General features: G+C 60.9%; 20 protein-coding genes and 1 pseudogene. 11 read left to right on the plus strand and 10 right to left on the minus strand.

Features of this window, described 5'->3' with window-relative positions:
* Window positions 1–20: 20 nt before the first annotated feature.
* On the plus strand, window positions 21–788 hold the full coding sequence (locus AC1DKH_RS05115; protein WP_008004617.1) for an SDR family oxidoreductase: 768 nt from the start codon (window positions 21–23) through the stop codon (window positions 786–788).
* A 152-nt stretch (window positions 789–940) separates the two neighbouring features.
* Here AC1DKH_RS05115 and AC1DKH_RS05120 read toward each other — a convergent pair whose 3' ends face one another.
* Window positions 941–1162 carry a hypothetical protein gene (locus AC1DKH_RS05120; protein ID WP_477797622.1) on the minus strand — a complete coding sequence of 74 codons (222 nt, stop codon included), beginning with the start codon at window positions 1160–1162 and terminating at the stop codon, window positions 941–943.
* 235 nt (window positions 1163–1397) lie between these two features.
* Window positions 1398–2519 carry a helix-turn-helix transcriptional regulator gene (locus AC1DKH_RS05125; protein ID WP_477797623.1) on the minus strand — a complete coding sequence of 374 codons (1122 nt, stop codon included), beginning with the start codon at window positions 2517–2519 and terminating at the stop codon, window positions 1398–1400.
* Between the two features lie 272 nt (window positions 2520–2791).
* On the opposite strand from AC1DKH_RS05125, the pseudogene AC1DKH_RS05130 reads away from it, so the two are divergent.
* Window positions 2792–3249 (plus strand): annotated as a pseudogene (locus AC1DKH_RS05130) (REP-associated tyrosine transposase).
* A 114-nt stretch (window positions 3250–3363) separates the two neighbouring features.
* Here AC1DKH_RS05130 and AC1DKH_RS05135 read toward each other — a convergent pair.
* Together AC1DKH_RS05135 and AC1DKH_RS05140 are read right to left on the minus strand one after the other, a co-directional pair.
* Window positions 3364–4644 carry a Zn-dependent hydrolase gene (locus AC1DKH_RS05135; protein WP_477797624.1) on the minus strand — a complete coding sequence of 427 codons (1281 nt, stop codon included), beginning with the start codon at window positions 4642–4644 and terminating at the stop codon, window positions 3364–3366.
* Window positions 4645–4794: 150 nt separating this feature from the next.
* Window positions 4795–6279, minus strand: a complete 1485-nt coding sequence (locus AC1DKH_RS05140) for an NCS1 family nucleobase:cation symporter-1 (RefSeq protein ID WP_477797625.1) — start codon at window positions 6277–6279, stop codon at window positions 4795–4797.
* A 539-nt stretch (window positions 6280–6818) separates the two neighbouring features.
* Between AC1DKH_RS05140 and hydA the strand changes: the two genes are divergently transcribed.
* The 3 genes from hydA (at window position 6819) to preA (ending at window position 11057) form a co-directional block, all read left to right on the plus strand.
* Window positions 6819–8258, plus strand: a complete 1440-nt coding sequence (gene hydA / locus AC1DKH_RS05145; RefSeq protein WP_477797626.1) for a dihydropyrimidinase — start codon at window positions 6819–6821, stop codon at window positions 8256–8258.
* A 156-nt stretch (window positions 8259–8414) separates the two neighbouring features.
* Window positions 8415–9782, plus strand: coding sequence for an NAD(P)-dependent oxidoreductase (locus AC1DKH_RS05150; protein WP_477797627.1), 1368 nt, complete (start codon window positions 8415–8417; stop codon window positions 9780–9782).
* Window positions 9783–11057: an NAD-dependent dihydropyrimidine dehydrogenase subunit PreA gene (gene preA / locus AC1DKH_RS05155; RefSeq protein WP_477797628.1), complete on the plus strand. Its 1275-nt coding sequence runs from the start codon at window positions 9783–9785 to the stop codon at window positions 11055–11057.
* A gap of 142 nt (window positions 11058–11199) precedes the next feature.
* Here the strand turns inward: preA and AC1DKH_RS05160 are convergent, their stop codons facing one another.
* Window positions 11200–11820, minus strand: coding sequence for a TetR/AcrR family transcriptional regulator (locus AC1DKH_RS05160; protein WP_477797629.1), 621 nt, complete (start codon window positions 11818–11820; stop codon window positions 11200–11202).
* 135 nt (window positions 11821–11955) lie between these two features.
* On the opposite strand from AC1DKH_RS05160, the gene copC reads away from it, so the two are divergent.
* The 6 genes from copC (at window position 11956) to AC1DKH_RS05190 (ending at window position 17730) form a co-directional block, all read left to right on the plus strand.
* A complete protein-coding gene (gene copC, locus AC1DKH_RS05165; RefSeq protein ID WP_477797630.1) occupies window positions 11956–12321 on the plus strand; it encodes a copper homeostasis periplasmic binding protein CopC in 366 nt (121 codons plus the stop codon).
* Window positions 12322–12324: 3 nt separating this feature from the next.
* Window positions 12325–13182 carry a copper homeostasis membrane protein CopD gene (copD, locus tag AC1DKH_RS05170; protein ID WP_477797631.1) on the plus strand — a complete coding sequence of 286 codons (858 nt, stop codon included), beginning with the start codon at window positions 12325–12327 and terminating at the stop codon, window positions 13180–13182.
* A gap of 256 nt (window positions 13183–13438) precedes the next feature.
* The gene (locus AC1DKH_RS05175; RefSeq protein WP_477797632.1) at window positions 13439–14734 is read left to right on the plus strand and encodes an OprD family porin; all 1296 of its coding nucleotides are present in this window, start codon (window positions 13439–13441) and stop codon (window positions 14732–14734) included.
* A 282-nt stretch (window positions 14735–15016) separates the two neighbouring features.
* Window positions 15017–15841 (plus strand): NAD-dependent epimerase/dehydratase family protein, encoded by an 825-nt coding sequence (locus AC1DKH_RS05180; protein WP_477754760.1) that lies wholly within the window; start codon window positions 15017–15019, stop codon window positions 15839–15841.
* A 52-nt stretch (window positions 15842–15893) separates the two neighbouring features.
* Window positions 15894–16781, plus strand: coding sequence for an SMP-30/gluconolactonase/LRE family protein (locus AC1DKH_RS05185; protein WP_477797633.1), 888 nt, complete (start codon window positions 15894–15896; stop codon window positions 16779–16781).
* A gap of 58 nt (window positions 16782–16839) precedes the next feature.
* The gene (locus AC1DKH_RS05190) at window positions 16840–17730 is read left to right on the plus strand and encodes an aldose 1-epimerase (RefSeq protein ID WP_477797634.1); all 891 of its coding nucleotides are present in this window, start codon (window positions 16840–16842) and stop codon (window positions 17728–17730) included.
* Here the strand turns inward: AC1DKH_RS05190 and AC1DKH_RS05195 are convergent.
* The 5 genes from AC1DKH_RS05195 to pqqC all read right to left on the minus strand — a co-directional run bounded on the left by AC1DKH_RS05195 (window position 17706) and on the right by pqqC (window position 22940).
* Window positions 17706–19442 (minus strand): PAS domain-containing hybrid sensor histidine kinase/response regulator, encoded by a 1737-nt coding sequence (locus tag AC1DKH_RS05195; RefSeq protein ID WP_477754757.1) that lies wholly within the window; start codon window positions 19440–19442, stop codon window positions 17706–17708. The two genes, AC1DKH_RS05190 and AC1DKH_RS05195, sit on opposite strands and share 25 nt — an antisense overlap.
* Window positions 19426–20589: an alcohol dehydrogenase-like regulatory protein ErcA gene (gene ercA / locus AC1DKH_RS05200; RefSeq protein ID WP_477797635.1), complete on the minus strand. Its 1164-nt coding sequence runs from the start codon at window positions 20587–20589 to the stop codon at window positions 19426–19428. Before ercA ends, AC1DKH_RS05195 begins: the two co-directional genes overlap by 17 nt.
* A gap of 209 nt (window positions 20590–20798) precedes the next feature.
* Window positions 20799–21941: a pyrroloquinoline quinone biosynthesis protein PqqE gene (gene pqqE, locus AC1DKH_RS05205; protein ID WP_477797636.1), complete on the minus strand. Its 1143-nt coding sequence runs from the start codon at window positions 21939–21941 to the stop codon at window positions 20799–20801.
* A complete protein-coding gene (pqqD, locus tag AC1DKH_RS05210; protein ID WP_310059085.1) occupies window positions 21919–22191 on the minus strand; it encodes a pyrroloquinoline quinone biosynthesis peptide chaperone PqqD in 273 nt (90 codons plus the stop codon). The genes pqqE and pqqD overlap by 23 nt, the downstream gene beginning before the upstream one ends.
* Window positions 22188–22940 carry a pyrroloquinoline-quinone synthase PqqC gene (gene pqqC / locus AC1DKH_RS05215; protein WP_477797637.1) on the minus strand — a complete coding sequence of 251 codons (753 nt, stop codon included), beginning with the start codon at window positions 22938–22940 and terminating at the stop codon, window positions 22188–22190. Before pqqC ends, pqqD begins: the two co-directional genes overlap by 4 nt.
* Window positions 22941–23011 lie beyond the last annotated feature (71 nt).

Below are 23011 nucleotides of genomic sequence, written 5' to 3' on the forward strand. Positions count from 1 at the left end.
CTTTTTATAAGGGAATCCCAATGTCCAAGACTCAGTTGTTCGACCTCGACGGCAAGATCGCTTTCGTCTCCGGCGCCAGCCGTGGCATCGGTGAAGCCATCGCCAAACTGCTGGCCCAGCAAGGCGCCCACGTAATCGTCTCGAGTCGCAAACTCGAAGGCTGCCAACACGTCGCCGACGCGATCATCGCCGCCGGCGGCAAGGCCACCGCCATCGCCTGCCACATCGGCGAAATGGAGCAGATCAGCCAGGTCTTCGCCAGCATCAAGGAACAGTTCGGCCGCCTCGACATCCTGGTCAACAACGCCGCGACCAACCCGCAGTTCTGCAACGTGCTCGACACCGACCTCAGCGCCTTCCAGAAAACCGTCGACGTGAACATCCGCGGCTACTTCTTCATGTCGGTCGAAGCCGGCAAACTGATGCGCGAAAACGGCGGCGGCAGCATCATCAACGTGGCGTCGATCAACGGCGTTTCGCCGGGGATCTTCCAGGGCATCTACTCGGTGACCAAGGCGGCGGTCATCAACATGACCAAGGTGTTTGCCAAGGAGTGTGCGCAGTTCGGGATTAGGTGCAATGCATTGTTGCCGGGCCTCACCGACACCAAATTCGCCTCGGCGCTGGTAAAAAACGAAGCCATTCTGAACACCGCTTTGCAGCAGATCCCGCTCAAGCGCGTGGCTGACCCGAGCGAAATGGCCGGCGCGGTGTTGTACCTGGCCAGCGACGCCTCCAGCTACACCACAGGTGTTTCGTTGAATGTGGATGGTGGTTTCCTGTCCTGATGGCCTGAGTCCCACAAATCCCGGTGGGAGCGAGCTTGCTCGCGATGGCGGTATCAGATTCAACAATGATGTTTACTGATATACCGCTATCGTCGGAACGCCGCCCGGAGCAAGCTCGCTCCTACAGAGTGATACCCCCAAACGGGTCGAGGTTACTGCGTGACACAGCGAGTAGTCGTGGTGACTCGGGTCACCTGCCCGTCTTCGGCCCGTACATCGCCCAGGACATCGGTTTTATCCATGGCCTGGCAGGTGCGTTCAGGAGGTGGTCGAGTGACCGGTGGCGGCGGTGGCGGACTGGCGCAGCCGCCGAGAATCGCCACGCAGAATGCCAGCGACACAGGTGAGATAACGCGTTTCCCAAAAATATTCATAGGTTGACCCGCGATAAGTTATCGACACATTTTTGTGACAACAAAACCGGCGCGCAAAATCCACACACCTGTCACAAAAATAAATATCTGCGAATCATTGATAGTGCAGCCGGTGGCCAACACCCATAAAAGCTGACAGTTCTTACATCACAGGATCAGGGTGTTACAGAGAGTTGCTTTGCAGTTCGTAACGCAATTCTTCGATCAATGCGGCGACCGATAGCGCATTTGCACCTTAACCCTGCCCCTTCGACCGCCATTCACCAGAGAACAGTCCCTGCTCCCGCGCCCAGACAATCGCCTCGCTGCGGCTGTGCACATTGAGTTTGGAATACACCGCCGCCACATGGTTGCGCACCGTGTTCGGCGCGAGTTTCAGGCGCGCGGCGATTTCCTTGTCGGTCCGGCCTTCGCAAATCAGGCCCAGCACTTCGCGCTCACGGGCGGTCAGGTCGGTGAAGGACACGCTGGGCAACTTCGGTGAATTGACGTTCTTCACCTTGGCCAGTTTTTCGATCAGCGTGCGGCTGAACCAAGAGGCGTCCTTCATCGCTTCCTCGATGGCCGACACCAGTTCCAGCTCGGTGCGCCTGCGCTCGGTGATGTCCACCAGCACCAGCAGATAGCACGGGTTGTCTTGAATGCTCACCGTGTCCGCCGACACGGTGCAATCGATCAGCCCGGCGTCTTTTCTGCGCACGCGCACATCGATGCGGTCCAGACTGCCGGTTTTCTCCAGCGCGGCGAACAGCCAGATGCGCGCGTTTTTGTCATCGATGAAATCGATCTGCGCAATGCTGATCCCAAGCACTTCCTCACTGGGATAACCGAGGGTATCGAGGAACGCTTCGTTGACGTCCAGCACCCGTTGATCAGCCGCGCCACACAGCAGAGTCGGCACCGGGGACAGGCGAAACGCTGTGGCAAAGCCTTGCTCCGCGCTGATCCGGTCGGTGACATCGTCCATGATCAACACCAGCGATTGCGGCTCGCCATGGCTGTCGGTCAATACCAGGCCGCGCACGCGGTGGACCCAGGTACGCTCTTCGTCCGCCGCCGAGGTCACCTCCACCAGCACATCGCTGAACGTCTCGCCGCGAGCCACACGGTTGATCGGATAGCTGTCGACTGGCACGACGTGATTGTTGCGATGGCGCAAGGCGAAGCGTTTGGCATAGGCCTCGGCGTTGGCACCCAGATCGCTGACTTGCGAGACACCGTGCATGGCCAGCGCCGCCTCGTTGGCCCACAGGATGCTCTGGTCGGGGTCCAGCAGAATTACCCCGTCGGACAAACCGGCGATGATTTGCTGCAACTGGCGGCGATTGGTTTCAGTGGTCAGGACGTCCTGGCTCATGGGTTCTCCCCGCGTGCGGCGGCGCCGTCATGCGCCGGCCTGTGAAGATTACGACCGCGCGCGTTCATTATCGTGCAGATGTAGGAGCTGCCGAAGGCTGCGATCTTTTGATTTTCGACGTCAGTTGAATGGCTGAAGATCAAAAGATCGCAGCCTTCGGCAGCTCCTACAGGGATTGTGTACTCCCGAAATATTCGGAAAATGCTTTCATCCATGGCGTCCACGCTAACGGCTAACGTTCATTTGCCAATACATTTCAAGGAGGGCAAGGAATGCCTGTCGCTGCAAATGGATGTCGCCTGCGCAACGCTCGATTTTCGGAATCCGTCGTATTTATCTGCTGACCGCTGTCGCCCATCAACGAGAGCCTGTGTTCGCAAATTGGCGGATGGGCAGGCTCGTGGTCGAGCAGTTGCGTTGTGCCGATGAAGCATCGCTAGTGACCTCCATGGCCTGGGTTGTCATGCCGGATCATCTGCATTGGTTGATGGAATTGAAGCATGGCACGTTGGCCGAGTTGATGTGCCGAATCAAATCCAGAAGCAGCCGTTCGATCAATTTCATGCGTGGCGATCAAGGTCGTCTGTGGCAGCGAGGGTATTACGACCGGGCATTACGTCGTGATGAAGACATCAAGGATGCGGCCCGGTACATCGTCATGAACCCTCTGCGGGCGGGATTGGTGAAACGGGTGGGTGATTATCCCTTGTGGGATGCCATTTGGATTTGAAAGGTCAAGATCAAAAGATCGCAGGCTGCGCCAGCTCCTACGGGAAACGCGCACATCCGCAAGGGTTGTACTCGGTCAATGTAGGAGCTGGCGCAGCCCGCGATCTTTTGACTTTCAGGCTGCCAATTGACTGGCAATCGTCGCCGAAGCCGCCAGCATCGCCCGCAACAGCACCGCACACCCGGCCGCCAGGTCATCCGGCGCGGCATTTTCGATTTCGTTGTGGCTGATGCCGCCTTCGCACGGCACGAAGATCATTCCGGCCGGGCCGAGTTCGGCGAGGAAGATCGCGTCGTGCCCTGCGCCGCTGACGATGTCCATGTGCGACAGGCCCAGGCCTTGGGCGGCGCCGCGCACGGCTTCGACACAGCCTTTGTCGAAGTACAGCGGCGGGAAGTCGGCCGTTGGCGTGAGTTCGAAGGTCAGGCCGTGTTCGTCGCAGGTGGTTTCGATGACTTCGCGCACTTCGGCGATCATCGAGTCCAGGCGCGCCGGTTCCAGATGGCGGAAGTCCAGGGTCATGCGCACTTCGCCGGGGATGACATTGCGCGAGCCGGGATAGGCCTGCAGGCAACCGACGGTGCCGCAGGCGTGGGGTTGATGGCTGAGGGCGGCGCGGTTGAGCGCTCCGACGATCACCGCGGCGCCGACCAGGGCGTCCTTGCGCAGGTGCATCGGGGTCGGGCCGGCGTGGGCTTCGACGCCGCGCAGTTTCAGGTCAAACCATTTCTGCCCGAGGGCGCCCATGACTACGCCTATGGTCTTGCGTTCGTCTTCAAGGATCGGGCCTTGCTCGATGTGGGCTTCGAAATAAGCGCCCACGGCATGGCCGGTAACCTGACGCGGACCGGCGTAACCGATGGCGTTCAACGCTTGCCCCACCGTCACGCCATCGGCATCGACCTTGGCCAGGGTTTCCTCGAGGGTGAATTTTTCCGCGAACACGCCGGAACCCATCATGCACGGGGCGAAGCGCGAGCCTTCTTCGTTGGTCCAGACCACCACTTCCAGCGGCGCTTCCGTCTCGATGTTGAGGTCATTGAGGGTGCGCAGCACTTCGACGCCGGCCAATACACCGAAGCAGCCATCGAACTTGCCGCCGGTGGGCTGGGTGTCGATGTGGCTGCCGGTCATCACCGGCGGCAGGTCGGGGTTGCGCCCGGGACGGCGAGCGAAGATGTTGCCGACGGCGTCGATGCTGACGGTGCAGCCGGCATCGATACACCATTTGACGAAAATGTCCCGGGCCTGGCGGTCCAGATCGGTCAGGGCCAGGCGACAAACGCCGCCCTTGACCGTGGCGCCGAGCCTGGCCAGCTCCATGAGCGATTGCCACAGGCGGTCGCGGTTGATGTGCTGATGGCTGGACTGCAGAACGTCGACGACAGCGTTCATGATGATCTCCTCAGGCTGTTCTTATGGATTTTTCAGGTGTTTCGTCGGTGGATTCAAAGCCCTCATCGCGAGCAAGCTCGCTCCCACATTGGATCTCCAGCGTTTACAAATCCCCTGTGGGAGCGAGCTTGCTCGCGATGGGGCCATTCGCTACACCGCAGATTTAGCGACAGACGGGCTGGGCCGCATCACACTCAACCCATAATAAATAATCCCACCCAGCGCCGAGCCGGTAAACCAGCCATAGCTGTAGAACCAGCTGAACGCATCGCTGCCCAGGGACAGCAGCGTCAACACCACCGGCACGCCAAAGGCCAGGAAACCGCACCAGTTCCACGCCGGATACACGTCATCGCGGTACAGGCCGGCAAGGTCGAGTTGCTGTTTCTTGATCAGGAAATAGTCCACCACCATGATCCCGGCAATCGGCCCCAGCAGGCTGGAATAGCCAAGCAACCAGTTGGAATAGACGGTTTCGAGGCTGACGTCCGAGACAATCAGGCCCAGTTTTTTCAGCAGTTCATGGGCCATCAATGCCAACCCGACAAACCCGGTGAGCAACACCGCTTTGGTGCGGTTGATGGCCTTGGGCGCGATGTTCTGGAAGTCATTGGTCGGCGACACGATGTTGGCTGCGGTATTGGTCGACAACGTGGCGATGATGATCAGCGCCATCGCCAGTGCGACCCACACCGGGCTCTGGATATGACCGATCAGGGTCACCGGATCGGACACCGTGACGCCCACCAGTTTCACCGACGCGGCAGTCATCACCACGCCGAGGGACGCGAACAGGAACATGGTCAGCGGCAAACCGATGATCTGCCCGACGATCTGGTCCTTCTGGCTTTTTGCGTAGCGACTGAAGTCCGGAATGTTCAGGGACAGCGTGGCCCAGAAGCCGACCATCGCCGTCAGCCCGGCGGCGAAGTAGCTGGCCACGCCGGCACCTTCGGGGCGCTTGGCCGGAATCGCCAGCAATTCGCTCATCGACACGTTGGGCATGGCCCAGACCAGCAGGCCTGCGCCCACCAGCACCAACAGCGGCGCCGACAGGGTTTCCAGCCATTTGATCGACTCGGCGCCGCGAATCACCACCCACAGGTTCAGCGCCCAGAACACCATGAAGCCGATGACCTCGCCAGTGCCGCCCAGGGATTTCCAGCCCTCGAACACCGAGCCGAGGAACAGGTGAATCGCCAGCCCGCCGAACATGGTCTGGATGCCGAACCAGCCACACGCCACCAGGGCCCGGATCAGGCACGGAATGTTGGAACCGAGCACGCCGAAGGACGAGCGCAGCAACACCGGAAAGGGAATGCCGTACTTGGTGCCGGGAAAGGCGTTAAGCGTCAGGGGAATCAATACGATGATATTGGCGAACAGAATCGCCAGCAGCGCTTCGCCGACGGTCAGGCCAAAATACGCGGTCAGCACACCGCCGAGGGTGTAGGTCGGCACGCAGATCGCCATGCCCACCCACAGCGCGGTGATGTGCCATTTGTTCCAGGTGCGTTCGCGCACCTTGGTCGGTGCAATGTCGTGGTTGTAACGGGGACTGTCGAGGACATCGCTGCCGGCTTCGAGCTCGAACAAGCCGTCGCGCTCGGTCACTTGCGATCTGATCTGTTGCATGGCCGCTCCACTGTTCTTTTGATTATTGTTGCTCATCAGGGGCTGGCGGCATCAATAAACGTGCCGTGTACCCCGAATACGCATCGGGCAGTTCCATAAACACATTGCAACCAACTGATGTTTATCAGTTTTATTCGCTGACTCGATTATTTGTCAGGCCACTCAGGCCGAATGCCAGCAAGTTGTCCGGACAGTCAGGACTCAAACTGGTGCGTCGATCTTTTTTTCAATGGCTGCGCATCAACCATAGACCATACTCAAACAGCTGATTTCACATAGGAAATCTTGACTATTTTTCGATCCTGTCAAGTGCGTCAAAATGGTGAGTGGTCTCACCATTTTGGTGATTCTTGTATTTAATCGTTAAATATCAATTAGTTAATAACAGCATAAGCTTATAAAAAATATTCTTGCCGATTCTGATAAGTGCAGCTAGCGTTTAATCCTGACAGCGTTGACAGGATTAGTTCTGTGCGAGCTGTTTTGAATAAAACATCTAGAACCGGCATAAGCCGGTCATTGCCTGCGAGGAACTCGGAATGTCTCTGTTGATCCGTGGCGCCACCGTTATTACCCATGATGAAAGTTATCGCGCCGATGTGTATTGCGCAGACGGCGTGATCAAGGCCATCGGCGAAAATCTCGATATACCTGCAGGCGCCGAAGTGCTTGACGGCAGCGGCCAGTACCTGATGCCCGGCGGCATCGACCCGCACACCCACATGCAACTGCCTTTCATGGGCACTGTGGCCAGCGAGGACTTTTACAGTGGCACGGCGGCGGGACTGGCTGGCGGCACCACATCGATCATCGACTTCGTGATTCCCAATCCGCAGCAATCCTTGCTCGAAGCCTTCCATCAGTGGCGCGGCTGGGCCGAGAAGTCGGCGTCGGACTACGGCTTTCACGTCGCCATTACCTGGTGGAGCGAGCAGGTCCGCGAGGAAATGGCCGAGTTGGTCAGCCAGCACGGCGTCAACAGCTTCAAGCATTTCATGGCCTACAAGAACGCGATCATGGCCGCCGATGACACCCTGGTGGCGAGTTTCGAACGCTGCCTGGAACTGGGCGCGGTGCCGACCGTTCACGCGGAAAACGGTGAACTGGTGTATCACCTGCAACGCAAACTGATGGCCCAGGGCATCACCGGGCCGGAAGCGCATCCCCTGTCGCGCCCTTCCCAGGTTGAAGGCGAAGCCGCGAGCCGGGCGATCCGCATCGCCGAAACCCTGGGCACGCCGCTGTACCTGGTCCACGTCTCGACCAAGGAAGCGCTGGACGAAATCACCTACGCTCGGGGCAAAGGGCAACCGGTCTACGGCGAAGTACTCGCCGGGCACCTGCTGCTGGACGACAGTGTCTACCGCGATCCGGACTGGCAAACCGCCGCCGGTTACGTGATGAGCCCGCCGTTCCGCCCTCGCGGCCATCAAGAGGCGCTCTGGCATGGCCTGCAATCGGGCAACCTGCACACCACCGCCACCGACCACTGCTGCTTCTGCGCCGAGCAGAAAGCCGCTGGCCGCGACGACTTCAGCAAGATCCCCAACGGCACCGCCGGCATCGAAGACCGCATGGCGGTGTTGTGGGATGAAGGGGTGAACAGCGGACGCTTTTCGATGCAGCAATTCGTCGCGCTGACGTCCACCAACACGGCGAAGATCTTCAACCTCTACCCACGCAAAGGCGCAATCCGCGTCGGTGCCGATGCCGACCTGGTGCTGTGGGACCCGCAAGGCACCCGGACCATTTCCGCCACGACCCACCATCAGCAGGTGGACTTCAACATCTTCGAAGGCAAGACCGTGCGCGGCGTGCCCAGTCACACCATCAGCCAGGGCCGCGTGGTCTGGGCCGACGGCGACCTGCGGGCCGAACGTGGGGCCGGGCGCTACATCGAACGGCCGGCGTACCCGGCGGTGTTTGATTTGCTGAGCAAGCGGGCTGAGCTGCACAAGCCTGTTGCCGTGAAACGCTGAGAGCGGCCTTCGGCCTTTCGCTGGCAAGCCAGCTCCTACAAGGGAAATGCATTCCAACCTGTAGGAGCTGGCTTGCCAGCGAAGGCGTCGTCACAGACAACACAAAAACAATGCCCATTCAGAGGCAGCACCTCAAATAACCGTGAGGCCAAAACCGTGATCAAGACCCTGGACCATCTCCCGCATCCCCATGAGAATGCGACCGCCCTCGCCGGCCATTTCACCGATCTGGCGCCGCCGCTCAACGAGCGTCAGGCGCACCTGGAAGCCTCGCGCTGCCTGTATTGCTACGACGCGCCCTGCGTGAATGCCTGTCCGAGCGAAATCGACATTCCCTCGTTCATTCGCAACATTGCGCAGGACAACGTGCAAGGTGCCGCGCAGAAAATCCTCTCGGCCAACATCCTCGGCGGCAGTTGCGCCCGGGTGTGTCCGACGGAAATTCTTTGCCAGCAAGCCTGTGTGCGCAACAACACTCACGAATGCGCGCCGGTCATGATCGGCCTGTTGCAACGCTACGCCGTGGACAACGCCCACTTCAGTACGCACCCCTTCCAGCGCGCTGCCGCCACCGGCAAACGCATCGCCGTGGTGGGTGCCGGTCCGGCCGGGTTGTCTTGTGCTCACCGCAGTGCCATGCACGGTCATGACGTGGTGATCTTCGAGGCGCGGGAAAAAGCTGGCGGCCTCAACGAATACGGGATCGCCAAATACAAGCTGGTGGATGACTACGCGCAAAAGGAGCTTGAGTTCCTGTTGCAGATTGGTGGGATCGAAATCCGCCACGGGCAGAAACTCGGGGAGAACCTGACCCTCAGCGAACTGCATCAACAGTTCGATGCGGTGTTCCTCGGCCTCGGGCTCAATGCCAGCAAACAGCTGGGCCTGGCCCACGAAGACGCACCCGGCCTGCTCGCCGCCACCGACTACATCCGCGAACTGCGCCAGGCCGATGACCTGAGCCAACTGCCCCTGGCCGACCATTGCATCGTCCTCGGCGCGGGCAACACCGCCATTGACATGGCGGTGCAAATGGCCCGCCTCGGCGCCCACGATGTGAATCTGGTGTACCGCCGTGGCGTCGAGGACATGGGTGCCACCCATCACGAACAGGACATTGCCAAGGCCAATCAGGTGCGGCTGATGACCTGGGCTCAACCGGAAGAAGTGCTGCTCGATGACCAGGGCCGCGTGCGCGGCATGCGTTTCGCCCGCACCCATCTGGTGGAAGGTCGCCTGCAAACCACCGGTGAAACCTTCGAACTGGCCGCCGATGCGATTTTCAAGGCCATCGGCCAGGCCTTCGACGGCAGCGCCCTCAGCGATCCGCTGGCCCGTGAGCTCAAGTGTCAGGGCGAACGCATCGAAGTCGATGAACAACTGCGCACCAGCATCCCCGGCGTGTATGCCGGCGGCGACTGCACCAGCCTCGACCAGGACCTTACCGTGCAAGCCGTGCAGCATGGCAAGCGCGCCGCCGAGGCAATCAACGCTCAACTGATGCTCAACGTGGAGGCTGCGTAAATGGCCGATCTGTCGATTGTCTTCGCCGGCATCAAAGCACCCAATCCCTTCTGGCTGGCCTCCGCGCCCCCCACCGACAAAGCCTACAATGTGGTCCGCGCCTTCGAGGCCGGCTGGGGCGGCGTGGTCTGGAAAACCCTGGGGGAAGACCCGGCGGCGGTGAACGTGTCGTCGCGCTACTCGGCGCACTTCGGGGCTAACCGGGAAGTACTCGGTTTTAACAACATCGAGCTGATCACCGACCGCTCTCTGGAGATCAACCTGCGGGAAATCACCCAGGTCAAAAAGGATTGGCCGGACCGCGCGCTGATTGTGTCGTTGATGGTGCCCTGCGTCGAAGAGTCCTGGAAAAACATCCTGCCGCTGGTGGAGGCCACCGGTGCCGACGGCATCGAACTGAACTTCGGCTGCCCCCACGGCATGCCGGAACGCGGCATGGGCGCTGCAGTCGGCCAGGTGCCGGAATACGTGGAACAGGTCACCCGCTGGTGCAAGACGTATTGCTCGCTGCCGGTGATCGTCAAGCTCACGCCGAACATCACCGACATCCGCGTCGCCGCCCGCGCCGCCTACCGTGGCGGTGCCGATGCGGTGTCGTTGATCAACACCATCAACTCGATCACCAGCGTCAACCTCGAACGCATGGTCGCCAACCCCATGGTCGGCAGCCAAAGCACCCACGGCGGTTACTGCGGCTCGGCGGTCAAGCCGATTGCCTTGAACATGGTCGCCGAAATCGCCCGCGACCCGCAGACCCAGGGCCTGCCAATCAGCGGCATCGGCGGCATCGGCAACTGGCGCGACGCCGCGGAATTCATCGCCCTGGGCAGTGGCTCGGTGCAGGTGTGCACCGCGGCGATGTTGCACGGTTTCCGGATTGTCGAGGACATGAAGGACGGATTGTCGCGCTGGATGGACAGTCAGGGCTACGCCAGCATCTCGGAATTTTCCGGCCGCGCGGTGGGCAACACCACGGACTGGAAGTACCTGGACATCAACTATCAGGTGATCGCGAAAATCGATCAGGAGGCGTGTATTGGTTGTGGTCGTTGCCATATCGCTTGTGAGGACACCGCGCACCAGGCCGTGGCCAGCCTCGAGCAGGCGGACGGCACTCACAAGTATCAAGTGATCGATGAGGAGTGTGTGGGCTGCAACCTGTGCCAGATCACCTGCCCGGTGCAGGACTGCATCGAGATGGTGCCGGTGGAGACGGGCAAGCCGTTCCTGGACTGGAATCATGATCCGAGGAATCCGTATCATGTCAGCCCTTGAGGTTTTCAGCGTTTGAGATTACGCCATCGCGAGCAAGCTCGCTCCCACAGTAGATTTGTGTCGTACGTCAATCCTGAGTACACCAATGATCCCTGTGGGAGCGAGCTTGCTCGCGATGAGGCCGGCCGCTACACCACAAATCTCAAGGCTCCAACCCAATCCCCCGCAAAATCACACTGGTCACCGTCTGCACTGCTTTTTCGAACTGCATGTCCGACAGCGGCTGATGATCGTTGAGAATATTCACCTGGTGATCGAAGTCGGCATAGTGCTGGGTCGAGGCCCAGATCATGTACAGCAGGCTCGAGGGTTCCACCGGCAGGATGCGTCTATCGTCCACCCACTGGCGGATTTTCGCTTCCTTCATCTTGGCCCAGTCGTACAGGCTCGCGTCCAGCGCTGCGCCGAGGGTCGGCGCGCCATGGATGATTTCGTTGGCCCAGACTTTCGAACCGTAAGGCCGGCTGCGGGAATGGTTCATCTTGGCGCGGATGTAGCTGCTGAGCACCACACGCGGATCATCGAACATCTCGAAGCACAGCGCGTCCTGCTTCCAGACTTCCAGCAAGTCGAACAGCACGGCGCTGTACAGTTCAGTCTTGGTGCTGAAGTAGTAGTGCAGGTTGGAACGCGGCAGTTGCACTTCAGCAGCGATGTCGGCCATGGCGGTGCTGCCGAAGCCCTTTTCAGCGAAGACCTTTTCCGCCCCCAGCAGGATTTTTTCGACGTTACTGCGACGAATCTCGATCTTGTGATTGCCCATGCGGATCCCCGACAACAACGTTGGGCAAGACTAGCATCCGCTCTGGACCGCGGCGACAGGGGAAAACGAAACTTCGTACAGCCGCTGTCGTAAAGCTAAACTCTGCACACTTGGAAACTGCCTGAGGTCCCCACGATGCTGCTCAAGAAAACCCTGACCGTCACTGCCCTGCTCGGCTCGCTGCTCGCTGCTTCTTCGGTGTTTGCCCACGCCCACCTGAAAAGCCAGACACCGGCCGCCGACAGCACCGTGGCCGCGCCAGCGCAATTGCGCCTGGTGTTCTCCGAGGGTATCGAGGCCAGTTTCACCAAAGTCACGCTGACCCGGGATGGCGCACCGGTGGCGGTCAAAGCGCTGACCACCGAAGGCAGCGATAAAAAGACCCTGATCGTCACCCCGGCTGCGCCGTTGGCCGCCGGGGCCTACAAAGTCGAATGGCACGCAGTGTCGGTCGACACCCACAAAAGCGAAGGTGCCTACGCCTTCAAGGTTGGCCAGTAATTCATGGCGAGCGCGCTGGTGCTGTGCCGCTTCCTGCATTTCATCGTGGTGTTGATGCTGTTCGGGGGCTGGGTGTTCAGGCCCTTGCTTGCAAATGGCGAAACGGCACTGGATCAGCGACTGGCACGGACCTGCCGGTGGCTGGCCGTGGTGGCGCTGGCCAGCGGGGTCTGCTGGTTGCTGCTGATTACCGCGAGCATGGCCGGGGCGTGGGACGCGGCCTTCGATCCGTCGACCCTGGGCCTGGTGCTGGGCAACACCTTTTTCGGCCAGGTCTGGCGCTGGCATTTGCTGATCAACCTGCTGTTGCTGGCGTTGCTCCTGACCCCATTGCGCGCCAGCCTTGCGCTGCGCCTGATCCTCAGTGGTCTGCTGCTGGCCACCCTGGCCCCGGTTGGCCACGGCGCCATGCTCGATGGCACCGCCGGGCATTTGCTGATCCTCAATCAACTCATTCACTTGATGTGCGTGGGTGCCTGGCTCGGCGGCTTGATGCTGCTGGTGATGATCTTGCGTCAACCCGATGGGCATTCGATCCGCGTGATGTTGCAGCGCTTCAGCGGCATCGGTTACGGCCTGGTCGCCGGGTTGCTGATCACCGGGCTGATCAATGTGCGGGTGCTCACCGGGGCGTTCTGGCCGACTCCGCTGTTCAGCGGTTTCGCCTTGATCCTGTCGATCAAGGCATTGTTGGTGGCCTCGATGCTGGGCCTGGCGTTGTTCAATCGCTTGCGGATCAATGATTGCGAACAGCGTCTGCAAACACTGCGCGCCAGCGTGATGCTGGAGTGGATGCTGGGGCTCGGCGCAGTGGCGGCGGTCTCGCTGCTAGGCACCCTGCCGCCAATGATCTCTAACTGATGTATCCATCCCCTGTGGGAGCTTGCTCGCGATAGCGGCCTGACATCCAACAGAAATGTTGACTGACAGTCCGTCATCGCGAGCAAGCTCGCTCCCACAGTTTTATCCCACAGGTTTCCCGGATATCCCGAAGCCTGCACAAGTCATCGTATAACTTCCGATTGACAACCCTCGAAAATCCCGCAAATATCGCCGCCAATGTTGTACGACGACATATGACAACAATAAAAACAACAAGAAACAATGGAGCGTCACAGTGAGCAAGCTCGTCCGCAATTCCTCCGCCCGTTCTTCGCGTCCAGACTTTACCCGTCGTCATACCCTGAGCCTGATCGGCTGCAGCGGCCTGGCCCTCGTCCTGCCCATCACCTGCCAGGCCGAAGGTTTCACTGACGACGCCAAAGCCACGCTGAACCTGCGCAACGCCTACTTCAACCGCAATTACACCAACCCGGCCTATCCCCAGGGCAAGGCTGAAGAGTGGACGCAAAACTTCATTCTCGACGCCCGGTCCGGGTTCACCCAGGGCACCGTGGGCTTCGGTGTCGATGTACTGGGCCTGTACTCGCAGAAGCTCGATGGCGGCAAAGGCACCGGTGGCACACAGTTGTTGCCGATCCACGACGACGGCCGCCCCGCCGACAATTTCGGCCGGCTCGGCGTGGCGCTCAAAGGCAAGGTCTCGAAAACCGAATTGAAGGTAGGCGAATGGATGCCAGTGCTGCCGATCCTGCGCTCCGACGATGGCCGCTCGCTGCCGCAGACCTTCCAGGGCGCTCAGGTGACCTCCAGCGAAATAAGCGGCCTGACGCTGTACGGCGGTCAATTCCAGAAAAACAGCCCGCGTAACGACGCGAGCATGGAAGACATGTTCATGAACGGCAAAGCGGCGTTTACCTCGGACCGTTTCAATTTCGGCGGCGGTGAATATGCGTTCAATGAAAAGCGCACGCAGGTCGGCGTCTGGTACTCGGAACTCAGTGACATTTACCAGCAGCAATACTTCAACCTGACGCACAGCCAGCCCGTTGGCGACTGGACCCTGGGCGCCAACCTGGGCTACTTCATTGGCAAGGAAGACGGCAGTGCCAAGGCCGGTGACCTCGACAACAAGACTGCGTTCGCCCTGCTCTCGGCCAGATATGGCGGCAACACCTTCTATGTCGGCCTGCAAAAACTCACCGGTGACAACGTCTGGATGCGGGTCAACGGCACCAGCGGCGGCACCCTGGCCAACGACAGCTACAACTCCAGCTACGACAACGCCCGGGAGAAATCCTGGCAAGTGCGCCACGACTACAACTTCGTCGCCCTGGGCGTTCCGGGCCTGACCCTGATGAATCGCTACATCAGTGGCGACAATGTGCACACCGGCGCCATCACCGACGGCAAGGAATGGGGCCGCGAATCCGAACTGGCCTACACGGTGCAGAGCGGCCCGCTGAAAAACCTCAACGTGAAATGGCGTAATGCGAGCATTCGCAAGAGCTTCAGCACCAACGAGTTCGATGAGAACCGGGTGTTCATCAGTTATCCGATCAGCCTGCTGTAAACACAAAACCACTGTGGGAGCGAGCTTGCTCCGGGCGGCGTTCCGACGATGAGGCCGTAACATTCAACATCTGCATTGACTGTTATACCGCCATCGCGAGCAAGCTCGCTCCCACAGGTTCCACGCCAGTCTGGAGATCAATGCCAGCATGTATGAACCGACCCTCCGTCAATTTCCACCAATGTCGCGTTGACAAGTGCCGGAAACCCTAAGGATACTCCAGCACAGTCATACGACAACCTACAACAAATCAATAACAACAACCGCGTGTCCAGGATTCCCATGACGACCACAGCAACCGCCCGCCCCCCTTTCAATCGCCTGCTGCTGACCGGCGCCGCCGGTGGCCTCGGGAAAATCCTGCGCGAAAGCCTGCGCCCCTACGCCAATGTGATTCGCCTGTCGGATATCGCCGATATCGCGCCGGCTATCGATGACCGCGAAGAAGTGATGCCCTGTGACCTCGCCGACAAGCAGGCGGTGCATCAACTGGTCGAAGGCGTGGACGCGATCCTGCACTTCGGCGGCGTGTCGACCGAGCGCTCGTTCGAAGAGATCCTCGGCGCCAACATCTGCGGCGTGTTCCACATCTACGAAGCGGCGCGCCGCCACGGCGTGAAGCGGGTGATCTTCGCCAGCTCCAACCATGTGATCGGCTTCTACAAGCAGGACGAAGTGATCGACGCCCACTCCCCTCGCCGCCCGGACAGCTACTACGGCCTGTCCAAGTCCTACGGCGAAGACATGGCCACCTTCTACTTCGACCGCTATGGCATCGAGACCGTCAGCGTGCGCATCGGCTCCTCGTTCCCGGAACCGCATAACCGCCGGATGATGAGCACCTGGCTGAGCTTCGGCGACCTGACCCGACTGCTCGAACGCGCCTTGTACACGCCGAATGTCGGCCACACCGTGGTCTACGGCATGTCCGACAACAAGGACATCTGGTGGGACAACCGTTATGCCACGGCCCTGGGTTTTGCCCCGCAGGACAGTTCCGAAGTGTTCCGCGAAAAAATCGAAGCCCAGCCGATGCCAGCCGCCGACGACCCGGCGCGGCTCTATCAGGGTGGCGCCTTCTGCGCAGCCGGTCCGTTCGGCGACTGAGCCCGCGCCGCTCACTTGATCCCCACGACAAAAACCAAGGGAATGAGTTGCCATGCAAGCCGAATTGATTGTCGACGCCCGCAACGCCGTCGGTGAAAGCCCGGTCTGGGTGCCTGAGGAAAACGCGCTGTACTGGGTCGATATTCCCGCTGGCGGTTTACAGCGCTGGAGTGCCGAAACCGGGCAGGTGGATGCCTGGAAAACCCCGGAGATGCTCGCTTGCATCGCCCGTCATCGTGACGGAGGCTGGGTCGCCGGCATGGAAAGCGGGTTCTTCCACCTGCATCCGCGCAACGACGGCAGCCTCGACAGTGAACGGCTGGCCCGCGTCGACCATGCCCGCACCGACATGCGTTTGAACGACGGCCGTTGCGATCGTCAGGGACGCTTCTGGGCCGGCAGCATGGTGCTGAACATGGGCGCCAACGCCGCCGAGGGTAGGTTGTATCGCTACGGCGCCGGGCAGCGCGAGCCGCTCGACGCCCGACTGAGCGGTTTCATCGTGCCCAACGGCCTGGGCTTCAGCCCGGACGGACGCACGATGTTCCTGTCCGATTCCCATCCCCAGGTCCAGCAGATCTGGGCCTTCGACTACGACATCGACACCGGTACGCCTTCGAATCGACGCGTATTCGTCGACATGAATCAGTACTGCGGGCGTCCCGATGGCGCGGCGGTCGACGCCGATGGCTGCTACTGGATTTGCGCCAACGATGCCGGGTTGATCCACCGTTTTACCCCCGACGGCCGACTTGACCGCTCCCTCGCCATACCGGTCAAAAAACCCACCATGTGCGCCTTCGGTGGCCCTCGACTGGACACGCTGTTCGTGACCTCGATCCGCCCCGGCGACGACCATGACCCGCAATCACTGGCCGGTGGCGTGTTCGCCGTCGACCCCGGCGTAACAGGTTTACCCGAACCCCTTTTCAACGATTGAATGATGAGGGAGCTTCTGTGGCGAGGGATAAACCTCAAAAATCAAGTAGCAGGTCACTATGTCGCTGACACTGATCGAACTCGAAGACGAATTCACCCATCTCACCCTCGCCCCGGAACTCGGCGGCAGCATCGTCAACTGGACCGCGCGCAGCTCTGGCCAACCCTTGTTGCGCCGCGCCGATGCGCATGCCCTGAACACCGGCCTGCCCGGCAAGCTTGGCTGCTTTCCCTTGATCCCCTGGTCCAATCGCATTGCCGAAGGTGGTTTCGATTGCCCCGACGGCTGGCTGGCACTGACGCCCAACAGCCTCACCGATCCCCTGCCGATTCACGGCAGCGCCTGGCAGCAGCCGTGGCAGGTGATTTCCCGATCTGAAAATGAAGTAATCCTGCAACTGGACAGCACAACACCCTTCGCCTGGCGCTCCCGGCAACGCTTCCATTTGCACGCGGGCAAGCTGAGCATCGAAATGCACGTCACGCACCAGGCTGAAAACGCGGCGTGGCATGGTTTGGGGCTGCACCCGTACCTGCCGCGGACAGCGAACACCCGACTACAGGCACCGGCCCGGCACGTGTGGTTGTGCGACGCGGCAAAACTGCCGACAGAACTCAGCGCATTGCCGCTCGAGTGGGATTTTCAGCAACTCAAGTCATTGCCCGAAGCGCTGGTGGACAACGGTTTCTGTGAATGGGACGGCCACTGCCTGATCCATCAACCCGACCTCGGTTATGAACTCGACTGCCAGGCCACAGGCAGCGATTACTATTTGCTCTACTGCCCGGTGGGTCAGGGGTTTTTCTGTATCGAACCGGTGAGCCACCCGGTCAACGCGCACCACCTGCCCGGTCGGCCAGGCTTGCGTTTGCTGGAACAGGGCCAATCCACCGAACTGTGCTTTACCCTGCAGTATCGGCCGCTTCAGGCTGGCGCCGCCAACAGTTGACTCAACACCGCGCGCAACTTGCCGGGCTTCACCGGTTTGTTCAGCAAGGGTGCGTTGAGCCGCTGCAACGCACGCCGACAATGGTCGGTGCGGTCGGCGGTAATGATCACCGCGGGAATGTCCTGGTGGAAATGCTCGCGCAAATGTCGCACCACATCACAGCCGACCACCCCGTGATCGAGATGATAGTCCGCGAGAATCAGTTCCGGCGCCTGCCCGCGTAGCGCCGCCAGCGCAGCCGCTTCATCGGTGGCGGTCAGCACGTCGCAGCCCCACTGCCCAAGCAACGCGCTCATGCTTTCGAGAATGCTCACTTCGTTGTCGAGCACCAGTAAACGGCGGCCCGGCAGCGGGTTGCCGGTGCCCGGTTGTGGCACCGCCTGGCTCACGGGCAATGGAACCTCGTCGGATATCGGCACCTCGATGCTGAACATCGAACCCCGCCCCGGCAACGAGTACACGCCGATCTTATAGCCAAGGATCTTGGCGATGCGCTCGACAATCGCCAGCCCCAGGCCCACGCCCTTGCGGTCGGCGGCGCGGCCGACGTCCAGCTGGTTGAACTCGAGGAAGATCGAATCGAGCCGGTCCGCGGCGATGCCACGCCCGGTGTCCCAGACCTCCAGGCGCAACATCTCGCCGCGACGCCTTGCCGCCAGCAGGATGCTGCCTTCGTCGGTGTAGCGGCAGGCGTTGCTGAGGAAATTGCGCAGGATCCGCGTCATCAGCCGCAAGTCGGTGCTGATGGCGTAATCGGCCATGCGCACCCGAAGGTTCAAGCCGGCCGCCTGCGCGACGGACTGAAACTCCGAGACCAGCGGCCCGAGCAGTTCGTCGAGGCGGTACGGGGCGATGTCCGGCTTGACCGCGGCCTGATCGAGCCGGGAAATGTCGAGCAAATCCGTCAGCAGGTCTTCGGCCCCTTCCAGGGCCTGGTGAGTACGTTCCACCAGCAGTTGTTCGGCTTCCGGCAATTGGCGTTCGCGCAGGGTCGAAATCAGCAACCGCGCGGCATTCAGCGGTTGCAGCAGGTCGTGGCTGGCGGCGGCGAGGTATTTGTCCTTGCTGTGATTGGCCGCCTCGGCGGCATCGCGGGCGTCGCGCAAGGCCCGGGCGATCTGTTTACGCTGGGTGATCTGCTGCTGAAGGTTACGGTTGGCTTCGAGCAATTCATTGGTGCGCGCGACGACGCGCAACTCCAGTTCGTCATTGAGTTGCTGCAGGCGTTGCTGGGCCAGTTTGCGCTCGGTGATATCGGAAACGAACCCTTCCACCAGCCCTTCCTGGCCGGGCTTGAGCAACAGGTTCATCAATACATCCAGATGACTGCCGTCCTTGCGCCGCAAGCGGGTTTCATAGCCGTGCAGGCTGCGCTGGTGCCTGAGGATTTCGCCGATGTTTTCCAGCTCCTGCGCGCCGTCGACAAACAGGGTGCTGGCCAGGTCGGTCAGGGAGAACAGCACCTCCTGCGGGTCCTGGTAGCCGAGCATGCGTGCCAGCGCCGGGTTGGCGGCGCGCATGCCATCGTGCAGGCTGACCTGGAAGATCCCGTGCACCGCGTTTTCGAACAGCCACTTGTAGCGGTTACGCTCGGCTTCCAGATCATCCAGGCGCGCGGCCAGTTCCGGGTAATGACTCTTGCGCGCCGAATGGCTGCCCAGCCCCAGCAGCCCGGCCAGGGCTCGTTGTTGCTCGTCAGAGGGCTTCGCCATAGACGACCTCGACATCACGCTGGCTGGATTCGCGCGGGTTGGTCAGGATGCATGGATCGTGCATCGCATGCTGCGACAGGAATGGAATGTCCGAGGTCCGCACGCCATGCAAACCGAGGGTTTCGTGAAAGCCGATGGCGTGCTTGAGGGCGATCAGGTGTTCGACCAGGCGCCCACAGATCTGCCGGTGATTCAGGCCTCGGCAGTCGATGCCGAAGGTCTCGGCGATCACCTTGAAGCGCTCCGGCGCCGAGTTGTAATTGAAGGCCACCACGTGCTCGACGAGCACCGCGTTGCACAGGCCGTGGGGCAGGTCGAGAAAGCCGCCGAGGCTGTGGGACATGGCATGCACGGCACCGAGGATGGCGTTGGAAAACGCCAGCCCGGCCTGCATGCTGCCGAGCATGATTTTTTCGCGCAGGGCGATGTCGGTCGGGTTGGCGATCATTTGCACCAGGTTGCCATTGATCAGGCGCATCGCCTCCAGCGCATGGGGATCGGTCAGCGGCCCGTGGCCGGTGGACACGAAGGCTTCGATGGCATGCACCAAGGCGTCGATGCCGGTACAGGCCGACAGGAACGGGTCCATGCTCAGGGTGGTTTCCGGGTCGATCAGCGAAACGTCCGGCACCACGGCCTTGCTGACGATGGAGAACTTCATGCGCTCCTGCTGATTGGAAATGATCACGAATTGCGAGACGTCGGCCGAGGTGCCGGCAGTGGTCGGAATCAGGATCAGCGGCGGGCTGGGCACGCGGATGGTGTCCACGCCCTCGAATTCGAGAATGCTGCGGCCATGGGCGACGACGATGCCGATGCCTTTGCCGCAGTCCATCGGGCTGCCGCCACCGACGGCGACGATCACGTCGCAGTGGTTTTCCCGGTACATCTCGGCGCCGAGCATCACCTCTTCGACCCGCGGGTTGGGCGAGACATCACTGTAAAGGCAGTATTCGATGCCCAGGGCCTGCAGGCTGGCTTCGACATCGGCGACCCAGCCGGCGGCAATCACGCCGGGGTCACTGACCACCAGGACCTTGCGCGCGCCAAAGGTCTTGGCGTAATTGCCGACACTGTGCCGGCTACCGGCACCGAAGATGATTTCAGGTGAAACGAATTTGCGCAGCTGGTTGAGACTCTGGCTCATTGGAAAGCCTGTTTTTATTGTTTTGGAAGGTAGAAACCACACTAAACCATCCAGCTGTGAATGCAATCAGACCAATGGGTAGCACATTCAAGTTCACCGCAGCCCCCTGTAGGAGCGAGCTTGCTCGCGAAGGTGTGTCAGCAAAACAGGTGTCAACTGACACACCATCGCGAGCAAGCTCGCTCCTACAGGGGATTTGTGTCGCCAGACTATCCGCGATAGATCAGCTGCGAAGCCTTCGCGTTACGCAGCGTCAGATGCTCCATCCCCAACCCTGGCGCCTCGGCTTCTTCGCGGGCCTTGAGGATCACCCCGTGGTGGGGCGACTTGCTGCACACCGGATCGGCATTGGCGGCATCGCCGGTCAACATGAAGGCCTGGCAGCGGCATCCTCCCAGGTCCTTGTGCTTTTCGTCGCAGGAGCGACACGGCTCCTTCATCCAGTCATCGCCGCGAAAGCGATTGAAGCCGAACGAGTCGTTCCAGATGTGCGAGAGGCTGTGCTCGCGCACGTTGGGAAACGCTACCGGCAACTGCCGGGCGCTGTGGCAAGGCAAGGCCGTGCCGTCGGGAGTGATGTCGAGAAACAGGTTGGCCCAGCCGTTCATGCAGGTCTTGGGACGTTCCTCGTAGTAGTCCGGGGTGACGAAGATCAGCTTGCACGGGTGGCCCTGGGCTTCAAGGCGTTCGCGGTATTCATTGGTGATGCGCTCGGCACGCTGCAGTTGCTCACGGGTGGGCAACAGGCCGACGCGGTTCAGTTCGGCCCAGCCATAGAACTGGCAGGTGGCCAATTCGACGAAGTCCGCTTCCAGCTCCAGGCACAGCTCGATGATCTGCGCGATCCGGTCGATATTGTGCCGGTGGGTGACGAAGTTCAGCACCATCGGGTAGCCCTGGGCTTTCACCGCCCTGGCCATGGCCAGTTTCTGCGCAAAGGCCTTGCGCGAGCCGGCGAGCATGTTGTTCACCGCTTCGTCGGCGGCCTGGAAGCTGATCTGGATATGGTCCAGCCCGGCGACCTTGAAGTCGCGCACCTTCTGCTCGGTCAGGCCGATGCCGGAGGTGATCAGGTTGGTGTAGTAGCCCATGTCCCGGGCGGCCTTGATCAGTTCGGCGAGGTCCTGACGCACCAGTGGCTCGCCACCGGAAAAGCCCAATTGCGCGGCGCCCATGTCCCGCGCTTCACGGAATACACGAATCCATTCTTGCGTGCTCAGTTCCTCGCCGTGACGGGCAAAATCCAATGGATTGGAGCAATAGGGGCATTGCAGCGGGCAGCGGTAGGTCAGCTCGGCGAGCAGCCACAACGGTGGCCCGGGCAGCGTCTCACTCGATCCAGAATTGCGCATGGGCCACCTCCAGAAACGCCAGCACGTCTTCGTCGATCCCGGGTACCCCGGGGAAACTGGCGCTCAACCGATCAATGATCGCCGCCACGCTGCGCTGGCCATCCACCAGGTCGAGAATCTGTCCGGCACTGGCGTTGAGCTTGATCATGCCTTCGGGGTACAGCAGCACGTGGCAGTCCTGGCGGGGCTCCCATTGCAGACGAAAACCGCGACGCAAGGCCGGTGACTGCTGGCGATCGATCAGGCTCACAGGGCAATCCCCCGGTGCCAGACGTTGTCGCCGGTGACTGTGTGATACGGCGGGCGCGCAAACTCGTAGGCCATGCTCATGGCATCGAGCATGCTCCACAGCACGTCGAGCTTGAATTGCAGAATCTGCAGCATGCGTTGTTGCCCCTCGGCCGTCACGTAGTGCGCCAGGGTGATGCGCAAGCCATGCTCGACATCACGCCGCGCCTGGCTCAGGCGCGTGCGGAAATAGTCGTAGCCGGCAACGTCGATCCACGGGTAATGAGTGGGCCAGGCGTCGAGTCGCGATTGATGGATCTGCGGTGCGAACAACTCGGTCAGCGAACTGCTGGCCGCTTCCTGCCAACAGGCGCGACGAGCGAAATTGACGTAGGCGTCCACCGCAAAACGCACCCCGGGCAGCACCAGTTCCTGGGACAGGATCTGCTCGCGATCCAGGCCCACGGCTTCGCCCAGGCGTAGCCAGGCTTCGATACCGCCCTCGCTGCCGGGGACGCCGTCGTGGTCGAGGATCCGTTGCAGCCATTCGCGGCGCACGTCGCGGTCCGGGCAGTTGGCGAGAATCGCGGCGTCCTTCAGGGGAATGTTGACCTGATAGTAGAAGCGATTGGCGACCCAGCCCTGGATCTGCTCGCGGCTGGCGCGGCCGGCGTACATGGCTTGGTGGTAAGGGTGGTGGATGTGGTAGTAGGCACCCTTGGCGCGCAGGGCGGCTTCGAATTCGCTGGGGGACATTGGGGTGTCAGTCATTTTATTCTCCGGGAGTTTTTGCGGTGCCCGCGCTGGCCCTATCGCGAGCAAGCTCGCTCCCACAGGTGTTC

Source organism: Pseudomonas sp. 05L36, assembly GCF_056398125.1.

Excerpts from the sequence above, each read along its gene's own strand:
- copC (WP_477797630.1), top strand. The coding sequence starts at position 11,956 with ATGCTGCTCAAGAAAACCCTGACCGTCACTGCCCTGCTCGGCTCGCTG.
- pqqE (WP_477797636.1), bottom strand. The coding sequence starts at position 21,941 with ATGCGCAATTCTGGATCGAGTGAGACGCTGCCCGGGCCACCGTTGTGG.
- hydA (WP_477797626.1), top strand. The coding sequence starts at position 6,819 with ATGTCTCTGTTGATCCGTGGCGCCACCGTTATTACCCATGATGAAAGT.
- ercA (WP_477797635.1), bottom strand. The coding sequence starts at position 20,589 with ATGAGCCAGAGTCTCAACCAGCTGCGCAAATTCGTTTCACCTGAAATC.
- preA (WP_477797628.1), top strand. The coding sequence starts at position 9,783 with ATGGCCGATCTGTCGATTGTCTTCGCCGGCATCAAAGCACCCAATCCC.
- AC1DKH_RS05140 (WP_477797625.1), bottom strand. The coding sequence starts at position 6,279 with ATGCAACAGATCAGATCGCAAGTGACCGAGCGCGACGGCTTGTTCGAG.
- copD (WP_477797631.1), top strand. The coding sequence starts at position 12,325 with ATGGCGAGCGCGCTGGTGCTGTGCCGCTTCCTGCATTTCATCGTGGTG.
- AC1DKH_RS05115 (WP_008004617.1), top strand. The coding sequence starts at position 21 with ATGTCCAAGACTCAGTTGTTCGACCTCGACGGCAAGATCGCTTTCGTC.
- AC1DKH_RS05185 (WP_477797633.1), top strand. The coding sequence starts at position 15,894 with ATGCAAGCCGAATTGATTGTCGACGCCCGCAACGCCGTCGGTGAAAGC.
- pqqC (WP_477797637.1), bottom strand. The coding sequence starts at position 22,940 with ATGACTGACACCCCAATGTCCCCCAGCGAATTCGAAGCCGCCCTGCGC.
- AC1DKH_RS05180 (WP_477754760.1), top strand. The coding sequence starts at position 15,017 with ATGACGACCACAGCAACCGCCCGCCCCCCTTTCAATCGCCTGCTGCTG.
- AC1DKH_RS05195 (WP_477754757.1), bottom strand. The coding sequence starts at position 19,442 with ATGGCGAAGCCCTCTGACGAGCAACAACGAGCCCTGGCCGGGCTGCTG.
- AC1DKH_RS05160 (WP_477797629.1), bottom strand. The coding sequence starts at position 11,820 with ATGGGCAATCACAAGATCGAGATTCGTCGCAGTAACGTCGAAAAAATC.
- AC1DKH_RS05190 (WP_477797634.1), top strand. The coding sequence starts at position 16,840 with ATGTCGCTGACACTGATCGAACTCGAAGACGAATTCACCCATCTCACC.
- AC1DKH_RS05125 (WP_477797623.1), bottom strand. The coding sequence starts at position 2,519 with ATGAGCCAGGACGTCCTGACCACTGAAACCAATCGCCGCCAGTTGCAG.
- AC1DKH_RS05120 (WP_477797622.1), bottom strand. The coding sequence starts at position 1,162 with ATGAATATTTTTGGGAAACGCGTTATCTCACCTGTGTCGCTGGCATTC.
- AC1DKH_RS05135 (WP_477797624.1), bottom strand. The coding sequence starts at position 4,644 with ATGAACGCTGTCGTCGACGTTCTGCAGTCCAGCCATCAGCACATCAAC.